The organism is Pseudomonas sp. c313 (assembly GCF_055407145.1).
In genome coordinates this window covers 878563-900810 of record NZ_JBUZRD010000001.1, presented here as the reverse complement: position 1 = coordinate 900810, position 22248 = coordinate 878563, and the positions used below count along the sequence as shown (strand labels likewise).

Sequence of the window (22248 nt, the reverse complement as noted above, 5' to 3'; positions counted from 1 at the left end):
ACAGACCAGCGAATGTTTCAGCGGAACGTGCCGGGCGCCTTGAATAACAGAGGCTGCGGTCGCACAGGTCGACACTGCAAACTGTCAAAGGTAAACACTTGCGGACGCTCAATCAGGTAGCCCTGAGCGTAGTCCACACCAATCTCAAGCAAGGCTTGTTCGATTTGCGATGTCTCGACAAATTCGGCAATTGTGCGTTTACCCATGACATGACCGATGTGATTGATCACTTCGACCATAGCGCGGTTAATCGGGTCGTCCAGCATATCCTTTACGAAACTTCCATCGATCTTCAGGAAGTCTACAGGTAAATGTTTAAGATAAGCGAATGAGGACATTCCGGCGCAGAAGTCATCCAGGGAAAAGTGACAACCTAACTCTTTGAGTTCATTAATAAAGCGAATTGCACTTCCGAGATTTGAAATAGCACTGGTCTCAGTAATTTCAAAACAAATCATTTCTGGGGGAATGCTGTAAGCCTTGAACTTCTCACGTAAAAAGCCCAAAAAGTCTTCATCACCAATGGTTATGCCTGACAGATTGATCGCACACATTGCCATGGGCCGGCCTGGACGCTCGATCATGCACCTGGCAATGACCCTGAACACATTCTCCACCACCCAACGGTCCAGCGAAGTCATCAGGCCATAGCGTTCGGCGGCAGGAATAAAGCTGTCGGGCAAGATGATCCGACCGGCCTCATCATGCAGGCGCAGCAGGATCTCAATATGGCCATCGCCAGGGTCGGTACGACCGAGCGGCGCGATCTCCTGGGCATACAGGCAAAAACGGTCTTCCTCAAGCGCCATGTGCAAGCGCTGCACCCACGCCATCTCGCCAAAACGCAGGGACAACTCCGAGTCATCGGCGTGATAGACCTGCACCCGGTTACGGCCCTTCTCCTTGGCCATGTAGCAGGCCATATCCGCAGCCCGCAGTGACGTCTCAAGGGTGGTAGGGGTTTGCGAGATGTGCACCAGGCCGATGCTGACGGTGGTGACAAAAGGTCGCCCCTTCCAGACAAAGTGCAGGTTTTGCACGGTATGGCGCAGGCTTTCGGCGATCTTCTCGGCCACTGCTGCCGGGCAGTTCTCCAGCAAAATGCCAAACTCATCGCCACCCAGGCGAGCCAGCGTGTCGCCCTCGCGCAGGTCGGATTGCAACAACGCACAGATATGCCGCAACAACTCATCCCCTGCGGCGTGACCACAGGTGTCGTTGACCAGCTTGAACTGATCCAGATCGAGAAACATCAAGGCATGCCGCCCCGTTTGCTGGCGTCCCGCACTGTGCAGCACCTGCTCCAGGCGGTATTCAAACTCACGGCGGTTGGCCAGCCCGGTCAAGGCGTCATGAGTCGCCTGCCAGGACAGATTGGCAATGTATTGGCGCTCCTGAGTCATGTCGTGCAGCACCAGCACCGCGCCGCTGACCTTGCCGGCGCTGCGGATAGGCGCACCCACCAGGGTCACGGAAACCGTGCTGCCGTCCAGGCGCTGGATCAGCTTTGAATGCTCGCTGCTGCCACTGAGTTGGCCACCAAGAATGTGTTCGATCAGGGTAAAACCATCAGACTGGGCATTTTCATCCAGCAGGTTGAACAACGCCCCCAAGGGCAAACCCTGAGCCTGGGCCGCCCTCCAGTGCGTCAGCGACTCCGCTGCCGGGTTCATGTAGGCGATGGCACCGTCGACATCGGTGGTGATAACAGCGTCACCGATGGATTCAAGGGTGATCTGGGCCCGCTCCTTCTCGACCTCCAAAGCGTCGGCAAACGCATGGCGCTGGGCCAGCAGCTTACGGGTGCGCAACAGCGCCAGGGCGATGAGCCCCAATGTCGTGGCCAGGTTGGTGATCAACAGCAAGCGCAGAATTACCCGCGAGCCTTCACCCAAGGCATCGCTGAAAGCCTTGGCGGCCGGCGTCACCCCTTCGTTGATGGCAATGATGCGTTCTTTCCAGCCCCGGACATCATCACTGCTCGCCTGATTGGCAATGATTGCCTGGTGCATCTCCTGCGCCAGGTCATCCAGTTGCACCAGGTAACCATCGCCTATGGTCCACAGTTCGATGGCTTTTTCCAGGTAACTGAAATGGCGGAAGTTGAGGTACAGCCAAATCAGGCTCGACACGTCGTCGGGATGGTTTCCACCCTTGAGAATGCCCAGGCGCGCCCCGGTCAGGTCCGGGCTGGAGTGGTCAAGGGCGACCCGCAGCTCATGGCCTCCCTGAGGCACGGCAATGGCGTTATGGTATTTGAGGAAGGTGGCTTGATCGCGGTTGTCGGCGTACAGGGTCAAGTAATAGATGGCGTCTTTCTGGCCCTTGGACCACAGGCTTTCGCCAGCCACATAGCCCCGCACTGCCGAAAGCATGTAGAGGCTGACACAACCTAACAATGCCTGGAACAGCACAACCGCGATAAAGGGCCAGACGATGCCCAGCAACCGTGGCGTTCCGAGAGTTGCTCCGAGAGTCCGCTTTTGCTTCATGAGGTCCCTTGCACTAGCACAGGCGAGTGAAAACCGCTCCTAACAGCACAGCCTAGGCTAAATTCGATGAATTCGAATGAATACCCTGAAGCGATTTAGTTAGCGCACTTGCTGCAAGTGTCCATAAAGTTTGGCGTAAAGACCACCGTCGGCAATCAGTTGCTGGTGGTCGCCGTCTTCGGCGATATGCCCGCCGTCGAATACCAGCACCCTATCAGCCTGTTTCACCGCCGACAAACGGTGAGCAATGATCAGTGTAGTACGGCCACTGAGAAACCGCGCCAGCGCCTGATGCAGGTTGTACTCGGTCGCCGCGTCCAGGGCAGACGTGGCTTCGTCAAGGATTACCACTTTCGGTTCCGCCAGGACCATCCGCGCAATGGCCAGCCGCTGACGCTGGCCACCAGAGAATCGCACCCCGGAACGCCCCACCACACTGTCCAGGCCCAGGGGCAATGCCTTGACCGTCGCATCCAACTGGGCAATTTCAAGGGCCTGCCAGCACGCTTGATCGCTGCGCTCACGGCCCATGGTCAGGTTGGCACGCACGGTGTCATTAAACAGCGCCGGGTGCTGCAGCACTACGGCAACATTCTCCCGAATGGTCGCAAGGCCTATCTCCTGCTGGGTCGAGCCACCAAAACGAATACTGCCCGACTGCGGCGTATAGAGCCCCAGTAACAGTTGCACCAGGGTACTTTTACCGCCGCCACTGGCACCGACAATGGCCACTTTCTCGCCCGGCGCGATCACCAGATTCAGCTGATCCAGCACCAAATCCTCGCCATAGCCGAAGTTTAGGCCGCGCACCTCGATGCCCACGGTTTCACGCCCCACAAACGGGTCATCGCCGCCGGTATATTGCGGCTCGTCGGCGCGGGCCAGCAGTTCGTTGATGCGCGTCAGTGCCCCGCCCGCCGCGTAGTAGGCGTATTGCAGGTTCAGCAGTTGTTCCACCGGGCCAATCATGAACCACAGATAGCTGAACACCGCGAGCATCTGGCCGATGGACAGGTCGGAAAACAGCACGGTGAGCATCGCTGCCGCACGGAAGATGTCGATGCCGAACTGAAACAGCAACCCACTGGCGCGGCTGGACGCATCGCTTTTCCACTGGGAGTTGACCGCAAAATCCCGCACTTCCTGGGCACGCTGGCCCAGGCGCCCGAGGAAAAACCCCTGGCGGTTACCGGCGCGCACTTCCTGAATGGCATCGAGGGTTTCGGTAAGGGCCTGGGTAAACCGCGAGGTGCTGTCGTTTTCCAGCTTTTTCAGGTACTTGACTCGCTTGCCCAACTGCACCGTGGCGTAGATCACCAACGGGTTGAACAACAGGATCAACAACGCCAGCTTCCAATGCATCCACATCAGTATCCCGGAAGTGCCCACCAGGGTCAGCATGGCCACCAGGAACCGGCTCAGGGTCTCGCCGACAAACTTGTCCAGCGTATCAAGGTCGGTGACCAGGTGGGTAGTGACGGTGCCGCTGCCCAGGCTTTCGTACTCGCTGAGGGAAATGCGCTTGAGCCGTTCGATCAGCCGTACGCGAATTCGATAAACGATGTCCTTGGCCAACCGCGCAAACAAACGCGCCTGCACTACGTTGAACACCAGGGCGCCGCAGCGCAGCAACAGTGTCACCAGCAGCATCAGGCCGATATAACCGGCGGCTTGCTGCCAGCCCGATGGCAGCGCGTGGTTCATCACCTTCAACGCTGCGTCGCCATGGCCCAGCAAGACTTCGTCCACCAACAGCGGCAACAACAAGGGAATCGGCACGCTGCACAGGGTTGCCAAGACGGCAACGCCGTTGGCGGTCCACAAGGATTTCTTGTGATGCAGGGCCAAGCGACGGACTTGCGCCCAGGTCAGCCGATCCACTCGTTTGGATTGCTCAGTGCCGTCGGGCTGATCATGCACAGGCGGCGCGCTCCAGCCAGCGACCGAGCAATGGCGACAGATCGGACAGCGGCTGGTAGCCATTGGTGAGCAAGGCCAACTGGCCGTTTCGTTCGGCCAGCAAGGTGGGAAAACCGGAGATGCCCAGGTCCAGGACCCAGGTAAAATCGGCAGCCGTGGCAGCATGCTGTTCGGCACGATCAAAGGCTTCGGCAAATTCGATACGCGGCACACCAGCGGTCTCGGCCAGCTCCACCAGCACCTTGGCGCGGGTGACGTCACGGCCTTCGACATAAAATGCCTGCTGGATCAGCCCGAGCAAGGTCCAGGCGCAATCCGGCGCCAGGCTGCGGGCCGTGACCACGGCGCGACAGGCCGGCTCGGTATCGTAGACAAAACCGTCGGGCAAGGCGCCGTCCAGCATGAACGGCTGGCCGGTGGCTTTAGCTACTGCCTGCCAATGCTCCAGGATGTAGCGCCGAGTGGTTGGCTCCAGCGACGCGCCACTGCCGGTCCGCAAACCGCCCACCACCAGGTGCAACTCCACGCCGGCGGCGTGGGCCTGCTCAACCAGCGCCTTGGCCACCGGGGCAAAGCCCCAGCACCAGGAGCACATCGGATCCATTACATAGAGCAGGCGCGTGGACATGACTTAAGTCTCGGTGGATGATTGCTTGTAGTTGTAGCCAATCGGGTGCGGCATATTGCGGGCCTTGGCCAGTTCAATCTGCTTTTGTCGGTCGATAGCACTGCGACGGGTCTTCTCGGAGAGCTTATCCCAGCAATGGGGGCAACTGATGCCGGCCACGTAATGCTCGGATAGGCGATCCTCTACACTAACCGGTGTGCGGCAGGCGTGACATTGATCGTAATCACCTTCGCTCAAATCATGGCGCACGGTCACCCGATTATCGAAAACAAAGCAGTCACCCTGCCATTTGGTTTCTTCCTGAGGCACCTCTTCGAGGTATTTGAGGATGCCGCCCTTGAGATGATAGACCTCGTCAAAGCCCTCGCTGAGCATATAGCTCGACGCTTTTTCACAACGAATGCCGCCGGTGCAGAACATGGCGACTTTCTTGTGTTTGGCCGGGTCGAAGTTGGCTTTGATGTAGTCGGGAAACTCGCGAAAGCTGGTGGTCTTCGGATCGATCGCACCTTCAAAGGTGCCGATGGACACTTCGTAGTCGTTACGGGTGTCGATCAGCAACACTTCTGGGTCGCTGATCAAGGCATTCCAGTCTTGCGGGTTGACGTAGGTGCCGACTTTTTTGTTGGGGTCGACGCCTTCGACGCCCAGGGTCACGATCTCTTTCTTGAGCTTGACCTTGGTGCGGTAGAACGGCTGATCGTCGCAGTACGACTCTTTGTGGTCGATGTCGTCCATGCGCGGGTCGTTCTTGAGCCAGGCCATCAGCCCGTCGATGCCTTCACGGCTGCCGGAAACAGTGCCGTTGATGCCTTCTTCGGCGATCAGCAAAGTGCCTTTGACGCCGTTGTCGACCATCGCCTGCAACAGCGGCTCGCGCAGGGCGACATAATCTTCGAGGGTGACGAACTTATACAGTGCCGCCACGACGATTGGGTGAGTCATGGGTGTTCTCTCCAGGTGGCTACCCTCGTAAAGGGTGAACCGGATGCAAAAAAAAACGCGCCGTCTAAGCGGCGCGTTGCGGATTCTAGCAAATGCCCGGTGTCAGAAACACCGGCTCATCGGTTAGTGCCCGCCGGCGCAGGTCGGCGAGGCCGGGGCTACGTCGATTTTCGCCCATTCTTCAGGCGTATAGGTATGCAGCGCCAACGCATGAAACTCGCTCATCAGGTCTCCCAGGGTGGCGTAGACCTTCTGGTGGCGCTTGACGCGGTTGAGCCCGTCGAACTGCTGGCTGACCAGCACAGCCTTGAAGTGAGTCTGCAACCCACGGCTGTGCATGTGGCTTTCATCCAGCACGCTCAGGTGTTGCGGGCTCAGGGCGACGAGTGCCGATTCGATACGCTGTTGCATGGTCATTCCTGGCTCCGCTTACTTCTTCTTGGCTGGTGCTGCTGCTTTTGGCGTCAGTTCGTTGGTCATGTCTTCCAACAACTTGTTCACCACCGGTACCGCGCTTTCCAGTTTGGCCTGGGTCAACTGGGCCGATTGCTGGGTCAGCTGTGGCATTTTTTCCAGGACTTTCTTGCCCAGTGGCGACTTGTAGAAGGCAACCAGGTCCTTGAGTTCGGATTCGCTGAAGTTGCTGGTGTAGAGCTTGATCATGTCCGGCTTGAGCTTGTTCCAGCCGATGGCCTGGTCCAGGGCGGTGTTGGCCTTGGCCTGGTAGGTGTCCAGGACGGTTTGCTTGGCGGCCGGAGCCTTGGTCTGTTCGAAACGCTGGGCGAACATTTGCTGCACTTGCATGTACACCGGGGTACCCAGCTTGTCGGCATGGGCCAGAGTAAGGAAAGCTTCGGCACTGGCGTTGTGGCTGGCGGTATCGGCAAAAACCTGGCCGCTGGCACATACCAGGGCAACCGCGGTACAGATGGCACGAAGACGAGTCATCGAGTTTCCTTTTCTAGCAGGCGAGGTAAGACCCCAGGGGCGACCATTCTGCACCTAAAAAACGCCGCGGCTCAACCCCACGCCTTACAGGGCCTGGTTTTGCGGGTTTGAATCCGATGAAAAGTCTTTTAGGGAACCCCTCAGCCCCATCACGGCCTAAACTGCGCAAACCGACCCGAAGGAGTGTGCCCGATGAGCCGTATCGAAACCGACAGCCTGGGAGAAGTGCAAGTCCCGGATGACGCTTACTGGGGCGCGCAGACCCAACGCTCGCTGGTCAATTTCGCCATTGGTGAGCAGCGCATGCCACTGGCCGTATTGCACGCCCTGGCCCTGATCAAGAAAGCCGCGGCACGGGTCAACGACCGCAATGGCGACCTGCCCGCCAACATCGCCCGGCTGATCGAACAAGCCGCCGACGAAGTGCTCGACGGCCAGCATGACGACCAGTTCCCCCTAGTGGTCTGGCAGACCGGCAGCGGCACCCAGAGCAACATGAACGCCAACGAGGTGATCGCCGGCCGCGCCAACGAGCTGTCGGGCAAGCCCCGTGGCGGCAAGAGCCCGGTGCACCCCAACGATCACGTCAACCGTTCCCAGAGTTCCAACGACTGCTTCCCCACCGCCATGAGCATTGCCACGGTGCAGGCGGTGCATCAGCGGCTGTTGCCGGCGATCCGCGAGTTGTCCGGCGGGTTGGCCGAATTGTCGGAGCGCCATATGAAGCTGGTGAAGACCGGTCGCACCCACATGATGGACGCAACACCGATTACTTTTGGCCAGGAAGTCTCGGCCTTCGTCGCGCAACTCGATTACGCCGAACGGGCCATTCGCAGCGCCCTGCCTGCTGTCTGCGAACTGGCCCAGGGCGGTACGGCCGTCGGCACCGGGCTCAATTCGCCCCACGGTTTTGGTGAAGCGATTGCCTCTGAGTTGGCGGCGCTGTCGGGCCTGCCGTTTGTCACTGCGCCGAACAAGTTCGCCGCGCTGGCAGGTCATGAGCCGCTGACCACCTTGTCCGGCGCCCTGAAAACCCTGGCGGTGGCGCTGATGAAAATCGCCAACGACCTGCGCCTGTTGGGTTCCGGCCCACGTGCGGGGTTGGCGGAAGTCAAGTTACCGGCCAATGAGCCGGGCAGTTCGATCATGCCCGGCAAGGTCAACCCGACTCAGTGTGAAGCCTTGTCGATGCTGGCCTGCCAGGTGATGGGCAATGACGTGACCATCGGTTTTGCCGCAAGCCAAGGTCATTTGCAGTTGAACGTGTACAAACCGGTGATCATCCACAACCTGCTGGAGTCGATCCGCTTGCTGGCCGACGGTTGCAGCAACTTCCAGGAGCATTGCATCGCCGGTCTTGAGCCCGATGCCGAGCAAATGGCCGAACACCTGGAACGGGGCTTGATGCTGGTCACCGCGCTGAACCCACATATCGGCTACGACAAATCAGCGCAGATTGCCAAGAAGGCCTATACCGAAGGCTTGACGCTGCGCGAAGCGGCGCTGGCGCTGGGGTATCTCACCGATGAAGAGTTTGATCGGTGGGTACGCCCGGAAAACATGTTGTAGAGAGGGGGACACCTAGTTCTTGCTCGCGAAAGCCTGAGAGCGCTGTTGGGTGTCAGGTTTCCCGCGTAATCGTTAACGACCATCGCGAGCAAGCTCGCTCCTACATCAAGCGTGCTCGCCGGGCCTTGAGCCCGGCGAACAACGAAGGCGCCAACGCTACCGTCGCCGACCCCAGCACCACCAGCAACGCTCCGCCATAACCCAAGGCGTTGATCTGCTCGGCATGCACATAGTCAGGCCATAACCACGCCGCCAAAGCCACCGCGACAAAGGTCACCAAAGGCGTCATCGCCAGGGTCGCGCTGACCCGCGATGCTTCCCAATGGGCCAAGGCCTCGGCAAATGCACCGTAGGCAATCAGCGTATTGAAACAGCACGCGAGCAGCAGCCAGCCTTGCAACGGGCTCAGTTGCAGCGCTTGCATGGGCTGCGCCCACGGTGTGATTAGCAAGGCGCAACACAGGTAGATCACCATCATCACCTGCAATGAATTCCATACCGTCAGCAATTGCTTCTGGCCCAAGGCATAGAAGGTCCAGATCGTGGTTGCCAGGAGAATCGTCAGTACCCCGGCGGTGTAGGTTCCCAGGGACGTCAACAGCTCCGTCAGGCGTTGATTGAAGAACAACGCAAAACCGATGATCAGCACCAGCAGGCCCATGCCCTGCCCCAGGCTAAAGCGCTCCTTGAAGATAAAGACACTGGCGATCATCAGAAAAATCGGCCCCACCTGCACCACCAGTTGTGCGGTGCCGGGGCTCAGCATTTTTAGCCCTACCAGATACAGCACGTAGTTGCCGACCAGCCCGCACACGGCCATTGCCACCAGCCAGCCACCGCGCGGGCCGAGGGACCGCCAACTGGGCAGACGCCGGACAGCGGCGAGATAAACGAACAGACAAACACCGGAAACCGTCAGACGAAACCAGGTCACGGTGATCGGGTCCATCACCTGCAACACTTGTTTGAGCTTGATCGGCAGAATGCCCCAGAGCAGCGCGGTCAACAGGGCCAGGGATAAACCGTAGACCCAGCGGCCGGAAGAGATGTGCATAAGTGCCCCGGATGCCAGAGAAATAAAGGCTGCATTCTAGGGGATGTGCGGATCGGGGCTAGGTATTTATGACACACCGCGACATCAGCTTTTACGACTGCTGCGCAGCCGAACGCGGCCTCGTTCTACTCGACCGCTGCTACGCAGCCCTCAAGTTCGATTAACGCACCGCTTCGAACAACCCCGTCGCACCCATCCCGCCGCCCACGCACATGGTGACGATCCCATACCGAAGATTGCGCCGTTGCAACTCACGCACCAGGTGCCCGATCTGCCGCGACCCGGTCATGCCAAAAGGGTGACCAATCGAAATCGAGCCGCCATTGACGTTGTACCTGGCGTTATCAATCTCCAGCCGGTTGCGCGCATACAGGCACTGCGAAGCAAAGGCCTCGTTAAGTTCCCACAGGTCGATATCTGCCACCGAAAGGCCCCGCGCCTTGAGCAACTTGGGCACCGAGAACACCGGACCAATGCCCATCTCATCCGGCTCGCAACCGGCGACGGTAAAACCACGGAAAAACGCCTTCGGTTTAAGCCCCAGCTCCAGTGCCTTTTCCAGGCTCATCACCAACGTCATCGAGGCCCCGTCAGACAGCTGCGACGAGTTGCCCGCCGTCACCGATCCATCTTCGGCAAATACTGGCTTCAAACCGGTCAGGCTGGCCAGGGTGGTATCCGGGCGATTACAGTCGTCGCGGTCCACCACGCCATCAAGGATTTGCACCTCACCGGTATTCTTCTCTTCCACCTTGTACTTGACCGTCATCGGCACGATTTCATCGTCGAACAAACCATCGGCCTGGGCCTGCGCCGTACGCTGCTGGCTTTGCAGGGCGTACAGGTCCTGCTCTTCGCGGCTGACGTTATAGCGACGGGCGACGATCTCGGCGGTCTGGCCCATGGGGAAGTAGATGCCCGGTACCTGTTCCTTGAGCAACGGGTTGATCAGGTTGTCGGTGTTCACGCTTTTCATGGTCAGGCTGATGGACTCGACACCGCCGGCGACGATGATCTCACTGCAGCCAGAAGCAATCTGGTTGGCGGCGATGGCAATGGCCTGCAAGCCCGACGAACAGAAACGGTTGAGGGTCATGCCAGCGGTGCCAGTGCCCAGACGAGACAACACCGCCACATTGCGGCCAATGTTGTAGCCCTGGGCACCTTCGTTGGAGCCGGCGCCGACGATGCAATCCTCGACGCTGGCCGGGTCAATACCGTTGCGAGTCAGCAGGGCATTGACGCAATGGGCGGCCATGTCATCGGGGCGAGTCTGGTTGAACTTGCCGCGAAAGGACTTGGCCAGGCCGGTTCGCACGCTGTCGACGATCACTACTTCACGCATGGGCTACCTCATTATTGTGGTTATTGAGAGATGGACCGAGCATAGATCCAGCCCTCACGAACCGCGACAATCATTCACCCCGCGTATGTCACGAGTACGGACAACTATTTTGATGGTGAACCCATACCCTGTGGCGAGCGTCGGCCCGACGACTTCTTTTTGCCTTTCTTCTTGTCGTGCTTGTCAGACCGCTCGAACGCCGCCTCCAGCGCCAGGTTGATGGTGCGCAGCACCTTGACCCGCGCCCAGCGTTTGTCATTGGCCTCCACCAGCGTCCAGGGTGAAATCTCGGTGCTGGTGCGATCAACCATATCGCCCACTGCCGCCCGGTAGTCATCCCATTTGTCGCGGTTGCGCCAGTCGTCTTCAGTAATTTTGAAGCGTTTGAAGGGAATTTCTTCCCGAGCTTGAAAGCGTTCCAGCTGGGTCTGTTTGTCGATGGCCAGCCAGAACTTGACGACGATGACGCCCGCGTCGCTCAACTGTTCTTCAAAGTCGTTGATCTCGGCATAAGCGCGCATCCAGTCAGCCGGTGTGCAGAACCCTTCGATCCGCTCCACCAGCACTCGGCCATACCAGGAGCGGTCGAACACGGTGAACATGCCCCGCGCCGGGATTTGCCGCCAGAAGCGCCAAAGGTAAGGCTGTGCGCGCTCGTCCTCGGTGGGCGCGGCAATCGGCACGATGTGGTACTGGCGTGGATCAAGGGCGGCGGCGACACGACGAATCGCCCCGCCCTTGCCCGCCGCATCGTTACCCTCGAATACCGTCACCAACGCGTGCTTGCGCATGCGTTTGTCGCGCATCAATCCGGAAAGCCGCGCCTGCTCGGTAATCAGTTGCTCTTCGTAGTCGTCCTTTTCCAGGCTCAGGGTCATGTCCAGGCTGCCCACCAGGCTTAACTGGTCGACAGAGGACGGCAGCGGCGCAGGATGGATGCCGCTGGCCTTGGTCTTGCGTGCCTTCAGGGCGTTTTGCAAACCTTCCAGCAGAATCTTGCCGACAGTCAGCCCCCGATAATGCGCATCGACACCTTCGATCACATGCCAAGGTGCGTAGTCGCGGCTGGTGCGACGCAATACCCGCTCACCGAAATGCACGAATTTGCCGTAGGTCTCGGACTGCTGCCAGTCCAGCGGGCTGATGCGCCAACTGTGCAACGGGTCATCCTGCAGGGCCTTGAGCCGGGCCTTCATTTGCTTCTTGGACAGGTGAAACCAGAACTTGAAGATCAGTGCGCCTTCATCACAGAGCATTTGCTCCAGGCGCTCGGCGCCGGCAATGGCCTGGTCCAGCCGCGCGTCCTTGATCTGCCCATGAACCCGGCCCTGGAGCATCTGGCTGTACCAGTTGCCGAAAAAAATCCCCATACGCCCCTTGGCCGGCAACTGTCGCCAGTAGCGCCAGGCCGGTGGGCGGGCCAGCTCTTCGTCGGTCTGCTGGTCGAAGGTGCGCACTTCAATCAGTCGCGGGTCCATCCACTCATTGAGCAGCTTGACCGTTTCGCCCTTGCCAGCGCCTTCAATGCCGTTGATCAGCACGATCACCGGGAACCGACCTTGCTGTTGCAGTTCGTACTGAGCTTCCAGCAAGGCTTCGCGCAGGGCCGGCACTTCGGCGTCGTAAGTCTCTTTGTCGATGGCGTGACCAATTTCGGCAGATTCAAACATGGGCGACTCCCTTCCAAGATGGGTCAAGACTAGCGGATTGGGCACCACGGCGGGTGGGCAATTCCATGGCACTTGCCGTGGATCAATTGCCTGGCGCGGGATCGGCTAGAATGGCCGCCTTGCCTTTGCCGAGTTGCCCATGAACCCAGTACTGCCCAATGCCCAGCTCGACTGGGATGACCAGGGACGCCCGCGCTCGCGGGTTTTCGATGATGTGTACTTTTCCGACCAATCGGGCCTGGAAGAAACGCGCTATGTATTCATCGAGCAGAACCGCCTGCAAGAGCGCTTCGCCGCCTTGCCCGTAAGCGGCAGGCTGGTGATTGGCGAAACCGGTTTCGGCACAGGGCTGAACTTTCTCTGCGCCTGGCAGCTGTTTGAACAACACGCGGTGCAAGGCGCCCGCCTGCATTTTGTCAGCGTGGAAAAGTACCCGCTCAGCCACGCCGACCTGCAGCGTGCCCTGGCCCTTTGGCCGCAGCTCAAGCCTTTTGCCGACCAGTTGCTGGCGCAGTACATCGCCATTCACCCAGGCTTCCAGCGCCTGGTGCTGGATAACGGTCGCGTGACCCTGACGTTGCTGATCGGCGATGCCCTGGAGCAATTGCCGCAACTGGACGCACAGATCGACGCTTGGTTTCTCGACGGCTTTGCCCCGGCAAAAAACCCGGACATGTGGACCGCCGAGCTGTTTGCCGAACTGGCGCGGCTGGCGGCGCCGGGCTCGACCATCAGCACCTTCACCAGTACCGGATGGGTGCGGCGCCTGCTCAATGGTGCCGGGTTCAAGATGAAGCGCACACCGGGCATCGGCCATAAGTGGGAAATCCTGCGGGGTGAATTTCTCGGCTGGCCAGTCGAGACGCCTGCGCCTGCCGCGATCAAGCCCTGGTTCGCCCGCCCGCCAGCGATCAACGGCGAGCGACGCGCCCTGGTGATCGGCGGCGGCATGGCCGGTTGCGCCAGTGCTGCCAGTCTCGCGGCACGGGGTTGGCAGGTCAGTCTGCTGGAGCGCCATGACGGCCTGGCCCAGGAAGCCTCAGGCAACCCGCAAGGGGTGCTCTATCTCAAACTGTCCGCCCATGGCACAGCGCTGTCGCAAATGATTGTCAGTGGATTCGGTCATACCCGGCGCCTGCTGGAACACCTGCAACGCGGCGTGGACTGGGACGGCTGTGGCGTGCTGCAACTGGCCTTCAATGCCAAGGAGGCCGAGCGTCAGGCGCAACTGGCCGAGGCCTTTACGGCCGACTTGCTGCATCTGCTGGACAGAGACCAGGCCCAGGCTCGTGCCGGTATTGCCCTGGAACACGGTGGGATGTTTTTCCCCGAAGGCGGTTGGGTTCACCCTCCAGCGCTCTGCCAATGGCAGGCAGGGCAACAGGGCATCGATGTTCTGATCCATCACGAGGTGCTTGAGCTACGCAAGGTCGACGGCCAGTGGCAGGCCTGGGACGGTGAGCAGTTACTGGCCAGCGCGCCGGTGGTGGTGTTAGCGGGTGCCGCCGAGGTCAAGCGCTTTGCCGCCAGCGCCGAGTTGCCCCTCAAGCGCATTCGCGGGCAAATCACCCGGCTGCCACAGACGGTAGCGAGTCAACAACTGGCGACCGTGGTGTGTGCCGAAGGTTATGTCGCACCGCCGCGCCTGGGTGAGCACACCCTGGGGGCCAGTTTCGACTTCAAGAGCGATGACCTGACGCCCAGCGCCGCCGAGCACGCCGGCAACCTGGCGCTGCTGCGGGAGATTTCCCCGGATCTGGCGCAGCGCCTGCAGGCCGACACCCTCGCCCCCGAAACCCTCGAAGGGCGCGCCGCCTTTCGCTGCACCAGCCCGGACTATTTGCCCATCGTCGGGCCACTGGCCGACCAGCCGGCGTTTGCCCAAGCCTATGACGCCCTGCGCAAGGATGCCCGCCACACACCAGACGTTGCCTGCCCATGGCTGGACGGCCTGTACGTCAACAGCGGCCATGGCTCACGGGGCCTGATCACCGCGCCGTTGTCCGGCGAACTGCTGGCGGCGTGGCTGGACAATGAACCGCTGCCCTTGCCCAGAAACGTGGCCGAGGCCTGTCATCCGAATCGATTCGCCATACGGGCGCTGATTCGCAGCAATGTCGCAAAAGCGCAAAAGTAATCTGTCGCGTACCGCTCACGAATTCCAGATAACGGGATTCGGTCCGGGCAGGCCGCCCCACCCCGCTGCCAGTAAATCGCTTATGGCATTTTAGTCTTGCACAGAATGCCTTCACTCCTCAGGATGGCGCCCTAATTTCAAGGTATGCAAAAGGCTCAATACATGAAGCTATTGCGTAAATGGCGCGAACATCAAGAACGCAAAGCATTACGTGCGCTATCTCCCCTTGAGCGTGCTACGCAAAAATTGCGGAACCGCTACCCTAATTACAGTTTTGGGATAGGCACCTACGGAGACTTGAAGGTTCACGACTGGCATGAGGGTACGACCTTGCGCGTAGGCGCTTACACCTCCATCGCTGGAAATGTTGAAGTATATTTGGGCGGACACCATCGTACAGATTGGCTCAGTTGCTATCCGTTCCCGGCCAAAATTGAGAATGTCGCCCACATTACTGATTTTGGTGGCAGTAAAGGTGATGTGAGCATTGGCAATGATTGCTGGATAAGCTCTCACTCGATAATTCTGTCAGGCGTCACAATTGGAAATGGTGCGGTCATAGCCGCCGGTTCAGTGGTTACCAAAGACGTTGCGCCTTATGACATCGTTGGCGGCAATCCGGCTAAGCATATCCGCTGGCGTTTTGATGAGTCTACTCGCCTGATCCTTGAACAATCCGCCTGGTGGGATTGGCCGGAATCAGAGGTTCGAGCAGTAGCGCACTTGCTCTGTAACTCAGATATCAATTCCTTTGTAGACTACCTTAAGCAACGCACCAATATCGCCTAGCCAATGTATGGTCAGCCCACCTCCTGCAACCACGGAACGATGAGCGGTAAAGTATGTTTGCGCTAATGTATCCGAGCTCGTGGGCAGTTTTTCTGCCAGGCCCTTGATGAGTAGTCGCTCCTGCCTGTCCTTGGCCTTGCGCTGGAGCGCGGTTGACACGCGCAAGCGAAGCGCAAGGGTTTGCCGTATCAGGCTGTACGGGGAGATAAAGGAAAGGACCAAGACCTCGCGCGAAGTTTTATTGAACGAACGGGCCTTGCAGGCACTCGAAAAAGCCAGACTGCTTACGGCGGCGCGCTCTGATTATGTTTTCGCGCCGGAAGGAACGGGCGAAAGGTCAGAGCTGTACGTCCGCTCCGAGACAGGCCCGAAGCGCTACTGGTTGATAGCACTGCGAAAGCTTGGAATGAGGCATCGCAGGATGTACGACACACGGTACACCTATGCAACGATGTGCCTGATGTCAGGAATGAACCCGGCTTTCATTGCTGCGCAGCTTGGGCATAGCGTCCAAGTCTTGTTATCTACCTATGCCAAGTGGATCAGTTCGCCAAGCGATTGGGCTGAGCTTGAGAAGCTGGATATGCTGCAAAATGGTACGAAAAAGGTACTGGAATTGCAGCAGTAGCGCCAAGGCCCAGTAATCACAAGGGCTTTAGCACAATGTGCGGATTAGCTGGAGAATTACGTTTCGATCACCGACCTGCCGACCTGGCAGCGGTGGAACGGATCACCCATCACTTGGCCCCTCGCGGACCTGACGCGTGGGGCTTCCATGCCCAAGGGCCCATTGCCCTGGGCCATAGACGCCTGAAAATCATGGACCTGTCGGACGGCTCCGCCCAACCGATGGTCGACGCCCAATTGGGCCTGTCCCTGGCGTTCAACGGTGCAATCTATAACTTCCCGGAGCTGCGCGCCGAACTCGAAGCACTGGGCTATGCGTTCTATTCCGCGGGCGACACGGAAGTGTTGCTCAAGGGCTATCACGCCTGGGGTGAAGCGCTGCTGCCCAAGCTCAATGGCATGTTCGCCTTCGCCATCTGGGAACGTGATGCCCAGCGCCTGTTCATCGCCCGTGATCGCCTCGGGGTGAAGCCGCTGTACCTGTCGCGCACCGGCCAGCGCCTGCGTTTCGCCTCGGCCTTGCCCGCGTTGCTCAAGGGTGGCGATATCAACCCGATCCTTGATCCGGTTGCGCTCAACCACTACCTGAACTTCCACGCAGTGGTGCCTGCACCGCGCACCCTGTTGGCGGGCATTGAAAAGTTGCCGCCGGCCAGTTGGATGCGCATCGACGCAGATGGCAAGACCGAACAGAAAACCTGGTGGACCCTGCCCTACGGCCCCCACGCCGACGAAGCCAACCTCACTCTGGAAGACTGGACAGACCGTGTCCTCGACAGCACCCGCGAAGCCGTGGCCATTCGTCAACGGGCGGCAGTGGATGTCGGTGTGCTGCTCTCGGGCGGTGTCGATTCCAGCATGCTGGTAGGCCTGTTGCGAGAAGTCGGTGTGCAGGACTTGTCGACCTTCTCCATCGGCTTCGAAGACGCCGGTGGCGAGCGTGGCGACGAGTTCCAGTATTCGGACTTGATCGCCAAGCATTACGGCACCCGTCACCACCAATTGCGCATCGCCGAAAGCGAGATCATCGAGCAATTGCCGGCAGCCTTCCGCGCCATGAGCGAGCCGATGGTCAGCCATGACTGCATCGCCTTCTACCTCCTGTCTCGAGAAGTGGCCAAGCATTGCAAGGTGGTACAGAGCGGCCAAGGCGCCGATGAACTATTCGCCGGTTACCACTGGTACCCGCAGGTGGATGGCGCCAGCGACCCGTATGGCGCCTATCGCGATGCGTTTTTCGACCGTAGCTACGATGACTACGCTGCCACCGTCACGCCGAAATGGCTGACGGCCAATGACGCCGCTGGCGACTTCGTGCGCGAACATTTCGCCCAGCCCGGCGCCGACGCGGCTGTGGATAAAGCCCTACGCCTGGACAGCACGGTGATGCTGGTGGACGACCCGGTCAAGCGCGTGGACAACATGACCATGGCCTGGGGTCTGGAGGCGCGCACGCCGTTTCTCGACTATCGCCTGGTGGAATTGTCGGCCCGCGTGCCGGGTAAATTCAAACTGCCGGACGGCGGCAAGCAAGTGCTCAAGGAAGCCGCGCGACGGGTGATTCCCAGTGAAGTCATCGACCGCAAGAAAGGCTACTTTCCGGTGCCCGGCCTCAAGCACTTGCAGGGCGATACCTTGAACTGGGTGCGCGATCTGCTGCTGGACCCGAGCCAGGATCGCGGCCTGTTCAACCCCGCAATGCTTGACCGCTTGCTCACCGACCCCCAAGGCCAATTGACCCCGTTGCGCGGCTCCAAGCTGTGGCAACTGGCGGCACTGAACCTGTGGCTCAGCGAACAAGGAATCTGATTCATGAAACCTCATGCCACGGCTTACAGCCAACGCTTGCTGCGGGGCCAGGCGCCCTCTTATGAGCGCCTGCAAGCCCGCTTCGCCGAAGATGGCAGCGAACTGGGCCCCGAGCCTGTCGCCGTGCACTGCGGCTGGGGCCGGCTGTTGATCGGCCACACCTTTCCCGACCCGGCGAGCCTGGCCCTGGAGTTGCTCAACGAGCAGCCTGGGGAACGGGATATCGCCCTGTATGTGGCGGCGCCCCAGCAAATTCTGGGGATTGATCCCCAGCAGTTGTTTCTTGATCCCTCCGACACCCTGCGCCTTTGGTTTAGCGACTACCGCCCGGCGACCAGGGTATTTCGCGGTTTTCGCATTCGCCGCGTGCAGAGCGAGACGGATTGGCAGGCGGTCAATCAGCTGTACCAGGGCCGAGGCATGTTGCCGGTGGCCCCGGCGTTGCTAACCCCACGCCATCAAGGCGGGCCGGTGTACTGGCTGGCCGAGGATGAGGACAGCGGCGCAGTGATCGGCAGCGTCATGGGTCTCAATCACCAGAAAGCCTTTCACGATCCGGAAAACGGCTGCAGCCTCTGGTGCCTGGCGGTGGACCCGCAATGTACCCGGCCCGGGGTCGGCGAAGTGCTGGTGCGCCATCTCATCGAACACTTTATGAGCCGTGGGCTGAGTTACCTTGACCTGTCGGTATTACACGATAACCGTCAAGCGAAAAGCCTCTACGCCAAGCTCGGCTTTCGGGTGCTGACCACCTTCGCCATCAAACGCAAGAACGGCATCAATCAGCCGCTGTTCCTCGGGCCGGGGCCACAAGCGGGGTTCAATCCCTATGCGCGGATCATCGTCGAGGAGGCCCATCGGCGCGGAATTGATGTGCAAGTAGACGATGCCGATGCGGGCCTGTTCACCCTGAGCCATGGCGGGCGCCGGGTGCGCTGCCGGGAGTCTTTGAGCGACCTGACCAGCGCCGTCAGCATGACCCTGTGCCAGGACAAGAGCCTGGCCCATAAGGTGCTCAAGGCCGCGGGGCTTAACCTGCCGGCGCAACAGTTGGCGGGGAGTGTCGACGAGAATCTGGAGTTTCTCGACGAACACCGGCGCATCGTGGTCAAGCCGCTGGATGGCGAACAGGGCCAAGGCGTGGCGGTGGATTTGCAGACTATCGAAGAGGTGCAGAAAGCCATTGAAGCGGCGCGCCAGTTCGATGGTCGGGTGTTGCTGGAAAGCTTCCACGAAGGCCTGGACCTGCGCATTGTAGTGATCGGTTTTGACGTGGTGGCTGCCGCGATTCGCCGCCCGGCAGAAGTGATCGGCGACGGCCAACACACCATCGGCGCCTTGATCGAAGCCCAGAGCCGGCGACGCCAGGCCGCCACCGACGGCGAAAGCAAAATCCCGGTGGATGACGAAACCCAACGCACCCTTCAAGCCGCAGGCTACGACTACAGCAGCATCCTCCCGCCCGGCCAACACCTGGCGGTGCGCCGTACCGCCAACCTGCACACCGGCGGTTGCCTGGAAGATGTGACCGCCATTTTGCACCCCACCCTGGTGGATGCCGCCGTGCGCGCTGCACGAGCCCTGGACATTCCCGTGGTCGGGCTCGATCTGATGGTGCTGGCGGCTGACCAGCCGGAATACGTATTTATCGAAGCTAACGAACGCGCGGGCCTGGCAAATCATGAGCCGCAGCCGACGGCTGAGAAGTTTGTGGATTTGTTGTTCCCCCATAGTCAGCCTTCAAGCTGAGCTGATCCGAACCCAAGGAGTCTTTATGACCCGAACCATCCCCGAACCGGATCTCAACTACCTGCAAAAAGTGCTGTTGGAAATGCTCGCCATTCCCAGCCCTACTGGGTTTACCGACACCATCGTGCGCTACGTCGCCGAGCGTCTTGAGGAGCTGGGCATTCCCTTTGAAATGACCCGCCGCGGGACCATTCGCGCCACCCTCAAGGGCCAGAAAAACAGCCCCGACCGCGCCGTGTCCGCGCACCTGGACACCATCGGCGCCGCCGTGCGGGCGATCAAGGACAATGGCCGCCTGACGCTGGCACCAGTAGGCTGCTGGTCCAGCCGCTTTGCCGAAGGCAGCCGCGTCAGCCTGTTTACCGACAACGGTGTGATACGCGGCAGCGTGTTGCCGCTAATGGCTTCCGGGCATGCGTTCAACACCGCCGTGGATGAAATGCCCATCAGTTGGGACCACATCGAATTGCGCCTGGACGCCTACTGCGCCACCCGGGCCGATTGCGACTCGCTGGGGGTCAGCATCGGCGATTTCGTCGCCTTCGATCCATTGCCGGAATTTACCGAGAGCGGTCACATCAGCGCCCGCCACCTGGACGACAAGGCTGGTGTCGCAGCACTGCTGGCCGCCCTCAAGGCCATTGTCGACAGCGGCGAACCGTTGCTGATCGACTGCCATCCATTGTTCACCATCACCGAGGAAACCGGCAGTGGTGCGGCGGCGGCATTACCTTGGGATGTCAGCGAATTCGTCGGTATCGACATCGCCCCGGTCGCGCCAGGGCAACACTCCAGCGAACATGCGGTGAGCGTGGCCATGCAGGATTCCGGCGGGCCGTATGACTATCACCTGTCCCGGCATTTGCTGCGCCTGGCGTCGGACAACGAACTGCCGGTGCGTCGCGACCTGTTCCGCTACTACTTCAGCGATGCCCATTCGGCGGTGACTGCCGGCCACGATATCCGCACCGCCCTGTTGGCATTCGGCTGCGACGCCACTCATGGTTATGAGCGCACCCATATCGACAGCCTGGCGGCGTTGAGTCGCCTGCTGGGCGCCTACATCCTCAGCCCGCCGGTATTTGCCAGCGACGCGCAACCGGCCCAAGGGTCCCTGGACCGCTTCAGCCATCAACTGGAACACGAGACACAGATGGAGAGCGACACCCGAGTGCCGTCGGTGGATAGTTTGGTCGGTCAAAAGTCCTGATACTGGCAACAATGATCCCGGCGCAGTAGCATCGCCGGGATTCCTGAACCGAGGCTTGTATGCTGATCCCCTACGACCAACTTGAAGTCGACACCCTGACACGCCTCATCGAAGACTTCGTCACCCGCGACGGCACCGACAATGGCGATGACACGCCCCTGGAAACCCGTGTATTGCGGGTACGCCAAGCGCTGACCAAAGGCCAGGCACTGATCATCTTCGACCCCGAGAGTGAGCAATGCCAGTTGATGCTCAAGTACGATGTGCCCAAGCATTTGTTTGACTAGGGATTGGACTCCGGTAACAGACAAATGACGATTTTTTTGACATCGCACACGAGCGAGCTTTTGTGGCGAGCGGGCAAGCCCGCTCGCCACAGGATAATGGCTTGACCTGCACTATCATCCCTTAGCCGACTGGGCCTTCGCTCGCATCTTGTCCGCCATCACCGTCATCTCGTTATAGAGCAACTGCGGGTTCTTCTGCTTCAATGCCCAGGCCATCCGCCCCTGCTCATGAGGCAGGATCATGAATTCACCCTCGGCCACCCGCTGATAGATGTAGTCAGCAATCTCGGCGGCGCTGATAGGCGAGCTTTCCAGCAGTTTGCCCACCTGGGCTTTCATCGCCGGGGTCGGCCCACGGAAGGAGTCCAGCAGGTTGGTCTGGAAGAACGACGGGCATACCACGTGTACGCCAACTTCCTGTTGCTTGAGTTCCACCAGCAGGCTCTCCGACAACGCCACCACACCAGCCTTGGCCACGTTGTAGTTGCTCATGGCTGGGCCTTGCATCAGCGCTGCCATGGAAGCGATGTTGATGATGCGGCCCTTGCTCTTTTCCAGCAGCGGCAGGAACGCCTTGCAGCCCTTGACCACGCCCATCAGGTTGATTGCGATCTGCCAGTCCCAGTCTTCCAGGGACAGTTCGCTGAAGAAACCGCCAGAGGCCACACCGGCGTTGTTGACGATCACATCGATGCCGCCCAGCTTCTCTTCACAAGCCTGTGCGAAAGCCGTCAGTTGGCTGTAGTCGCGCACATCGCAGCGCTGGATAAAACCATCACCACCGGCCTCACGTACCTGCTTCAGGGTTTCTTGCAGGCCCGGCTCGCTGACATCCGACAAGGCCAGTTGCCAACCCTCGCGGGCCCAACGCAGCGCGATTTCGCGTCCCAGGCCAGACCCGGCGCCAGTGATCATCATGCGATTTTGCATAGGAAGTAGCCTTGTGGTTCACAGAAGAAGTGAGCCGCAGTGTAGCGAAGGTCTTTAGTGCACCCACGCACCATCAGACTGCTGAATGCCACGGGCAAACCGCGGGGTGGGTCGAAGGCCTGAAAATCATAAAAGTTCA

18 protein-coding genes are annotated in these 22248 nt (G+C 59.8%); 8 read left to right on the top strand and 10 right to left on the bottom strand.

Annotation, left to right across the window (positions count from 1 at the left end; genetic code table 11):
• Nucleotides 1-17: 17 nt before the first annotated feature.
• The 6 genes from ACZRKZ_RS04440 to ACZRKZ_RS04415 form a co-directional block, all read right to left on the bottom strand.
• Nucleotides 18-2492, bottom strand: a complete 2475-nt coding sequence (locus ACZRKZ_RS04440) for an EAL domain-containing protein (RefSeq protein ID WP_463969784.1) — start codon at nt 2490-2492, stop codon at nt 18-20.
• A gap of 99 nt (nt 2493-2591) precedes the next feature.
• Nucleotides 2592-4412 carry an ABC transporter ATP-binding protein gene (locus ACZRKZ_RS04435; RefSeq protein WP_463969783.1) on the bottom strand — a complete coding sequence of 607 codons (1821 nt, stop codon included), beginning with the start codon at nt 4410-4412 and terminating at the stop codon, nt 2592-2594.
• Nucleotides 4405-5040, bottom strand: coding sequence for a DsbA family protein (locus ACZRKZ_RS04430; protein ID WP_463980804.1), 636 nt, complete (start codon nt 5038-5040; stop codon nt 4405-4407). Before ACZRKZ_RS04430 ends, ACZRKZ_RS04435 begins: the two co-directional genes overlap by 8 nt.
• 3 nt (nt 5041-5043) lie before the next feature.
• Nucleotides 5044-5985, bottom strand: a complete 942-nt coding sequence (trhO, locus tag ACZRKZ_RS04425) for an oxygen-dependent tRNA uridine(34) hydroxylase TrhO (protein ID WP_463980803.1) — start codon at nt 5983-5985, stop codon at nt 5044-5046.
• Between the two features lie 123 nt (nt 5986-6108).
• Complete coding sequence (locus tag ACZRKZ_RS04420; protein WP_463969780.1) at nt 6109-6402, bottom strand: BolA family protein; 294 nt, start codon at nt 6400-6402, stop codon at nt 6109-6111.
• 12 nt (nt 6403-6414) lie between these two features.
• Nucleotides 6415-6933, bottom strand: a complete 519-nt coding sequence (locus ACZRKZ_RS04415; protein WP_133098935.1) for a DUF2059 domain-containing protein — start codon at nt 6931-6933, stop codon at nt 6415-6417.
• A 192-nt stretch (nt 6934-7125) separates the two neighbouring features.
• Here ACZRKZ_RS04415 and ACZRKZ_RS04410 point away from each other — a divergent pair, with 192 nt between their 5' ends.
• Entirely contained in the window at nt 7126-8502 is a 1377-nt protein-coding gene (locus ACZRKZ_RS04410; protein WP_463980802.1) for a class II fumarate hydratase, read from the top strand.
• A gap of 100 nt (nt 8503-8602) precedes the next feature.
• On the opposite strand, the gene ACZRKZ_RS04405 is transcribed toward ACZRKZ_RS04410, so the two are convergent.
• The 3 genes from ACZRKZ_RS04405 to pap form a co-directional block, all read right to left on the bottom strand.
• The gene (locus tag ACZRKZ_RS04405) at nt 8603-9556 is read right to left on the bottom strand and encodes a DMT family transporter (protein WP_350612982.1); all 954 of its coding nucleotides are present in this window, start codon (nt 9554-9556) and stop codon (nt 8603-8605) included.
• Between the two features lie 160 nt (nt 9557-9716).
• The gene (locus ACZRKZ_RS04400) at nt 9717-10901 is read right to left on the bottom strand and encodes a thiolase family protein (protein WP_463980801.1); all 1185 of its coding nucleotides are present in this window, start codon (nt 10899-10901) and stop codon (nt 9717-9719) included.
• Nucleotides 10902-11005: 104 nt separating this feature from the next.
• Complete coding sequence (gene pap / locus ACZRKZ_RS04395) at nt 11006-12571, bottom strand: polyphosphate:AMP phosphotransferase (RefSeq protein ID WP_463980800.1); 1566 nt, start codon at nt 12569-12571, stop codon at nt 11006-11008.
• Between the two features lie 139 nt (nt 12572-12710).
• On the opposite strand from pap, the gene mnmC reads away from it, so the two are divergent.
• The 7 genes from mnmC (at nt 12711) to ACZRKZ_RS04360 (ending at nt 21179) form a co-directional block, all read left to right on the top strand.
• The gene (mnmC, locus tag ACZRKZ_RS04390; RefSeq protein WP_463980799.1) at nt 12711-14708 is read left to right on the top strand and encodes a bifunctional tRNA (5-methylaminomethyl-2-thiouridine)(34)-methyltransferase MnmC2/FAD-dependent 5-carboxymethylaminomethyl-2-thiouridine(34) oxidoreductase MnmC1; all 1998 of its coding nucleotides are present in this window, start codon (nt 12711-12713) and stop codon (nt 14706-14708) included.
• A 162-nt stretch (nt 14709-14870) separates the two neighbouring features.
• Complete coding sequence (locus ACZRKZ_RS04385; RefSeq protein ID WP_463980798.1) at nt 14871-15497, top strand: CatB-related O-acetyltransferase; 627 nt, start codon at nt 14871-14873, stop codon at nt 15495-15497.
• A 106-nt stretch (nt 15498-15603) separates the two neighbouring features.
• Nucleotides 15604-16125, top strand: coding sequence for a tyrosine-type recombinase/integrase (locus ACZRKZ_RS04380; RefSeq protein WP_463980797.1), 522 nt, complete (start codon nt 15604-15606; stop codon nt 16123-16125).
• A gap of 35 nt (nt 16126-16160) precedes the next feature.
• Nucleotides 16161-17933: an N-acetylglutaminylglutamine amidotransferase gene (locus ACZRKZ_RS04375; RefSeq protein ID WP_463980796.1), complete on the top strand. Its 1773-nt coding sequence runs from the start codon at nt 16161-16163 to the stop codon at nt 17931-17933.
• Between the two features lie 3 nt (nt 17934-17936).
• Complete coding sequence (ngg, locus tag ACZRKZ_RS04370) at nt 17937-19682, top strand: N-acetylglutaminylglutamine synthetase (RefSeq protein WP_463980795.1); 1746 nt, start codon at nt 17937-17939, stop codon at nt 19680-19682.
• Nucleotides 19683-19707: 25 nt separating this feature from the next.
• Nucleotides 19708-20892 (top strand): osmoprotectant NAGGN system M42 family peptidase, encoded by a 1185-nt coding sequence (locus ACZRKZ_RS04365; RefSeq protein WP_149411559.1) that lies wholly within the window; start codon nt 19708-19710, stop codon nt 20890-20892.
• A gap of 59 nt (nt 20893-20951) precedes the next feature.
• Nucleotides 20952-21179 carry a YheU family protein gene (locus tag ACZRKZ_RS04360; protein WP_463980794.1) on the top strand — a complete coding sequence of 76 codons (228 nt, stop codon included), beginning with the start codon at nt 20952-20954 and terminating at the stop codon, nt 21177-21179.
• A gap of 114 nt (nt 21180-21293) precedes the next feature.
• On the opposite strand, the gene ACZRKZ_RS04355 is transcribed toward ACZRKZ_RS04360, so the two are convergent.
• The gene (locus ACZRKZ_RS04355; RefSeq protein WP_133098944.1) at nt 21294-22109 is read right to left on the bottom strand and encodes an SDR family oxidoreductase; all 816 of its coding nucleotides are present in this window, start codon (nt 22107-22109) and stop codon (nt 21294-21296) included.
• Between the last annotated feature and the right edge of the window lie 139 nt (nt 22110-22248).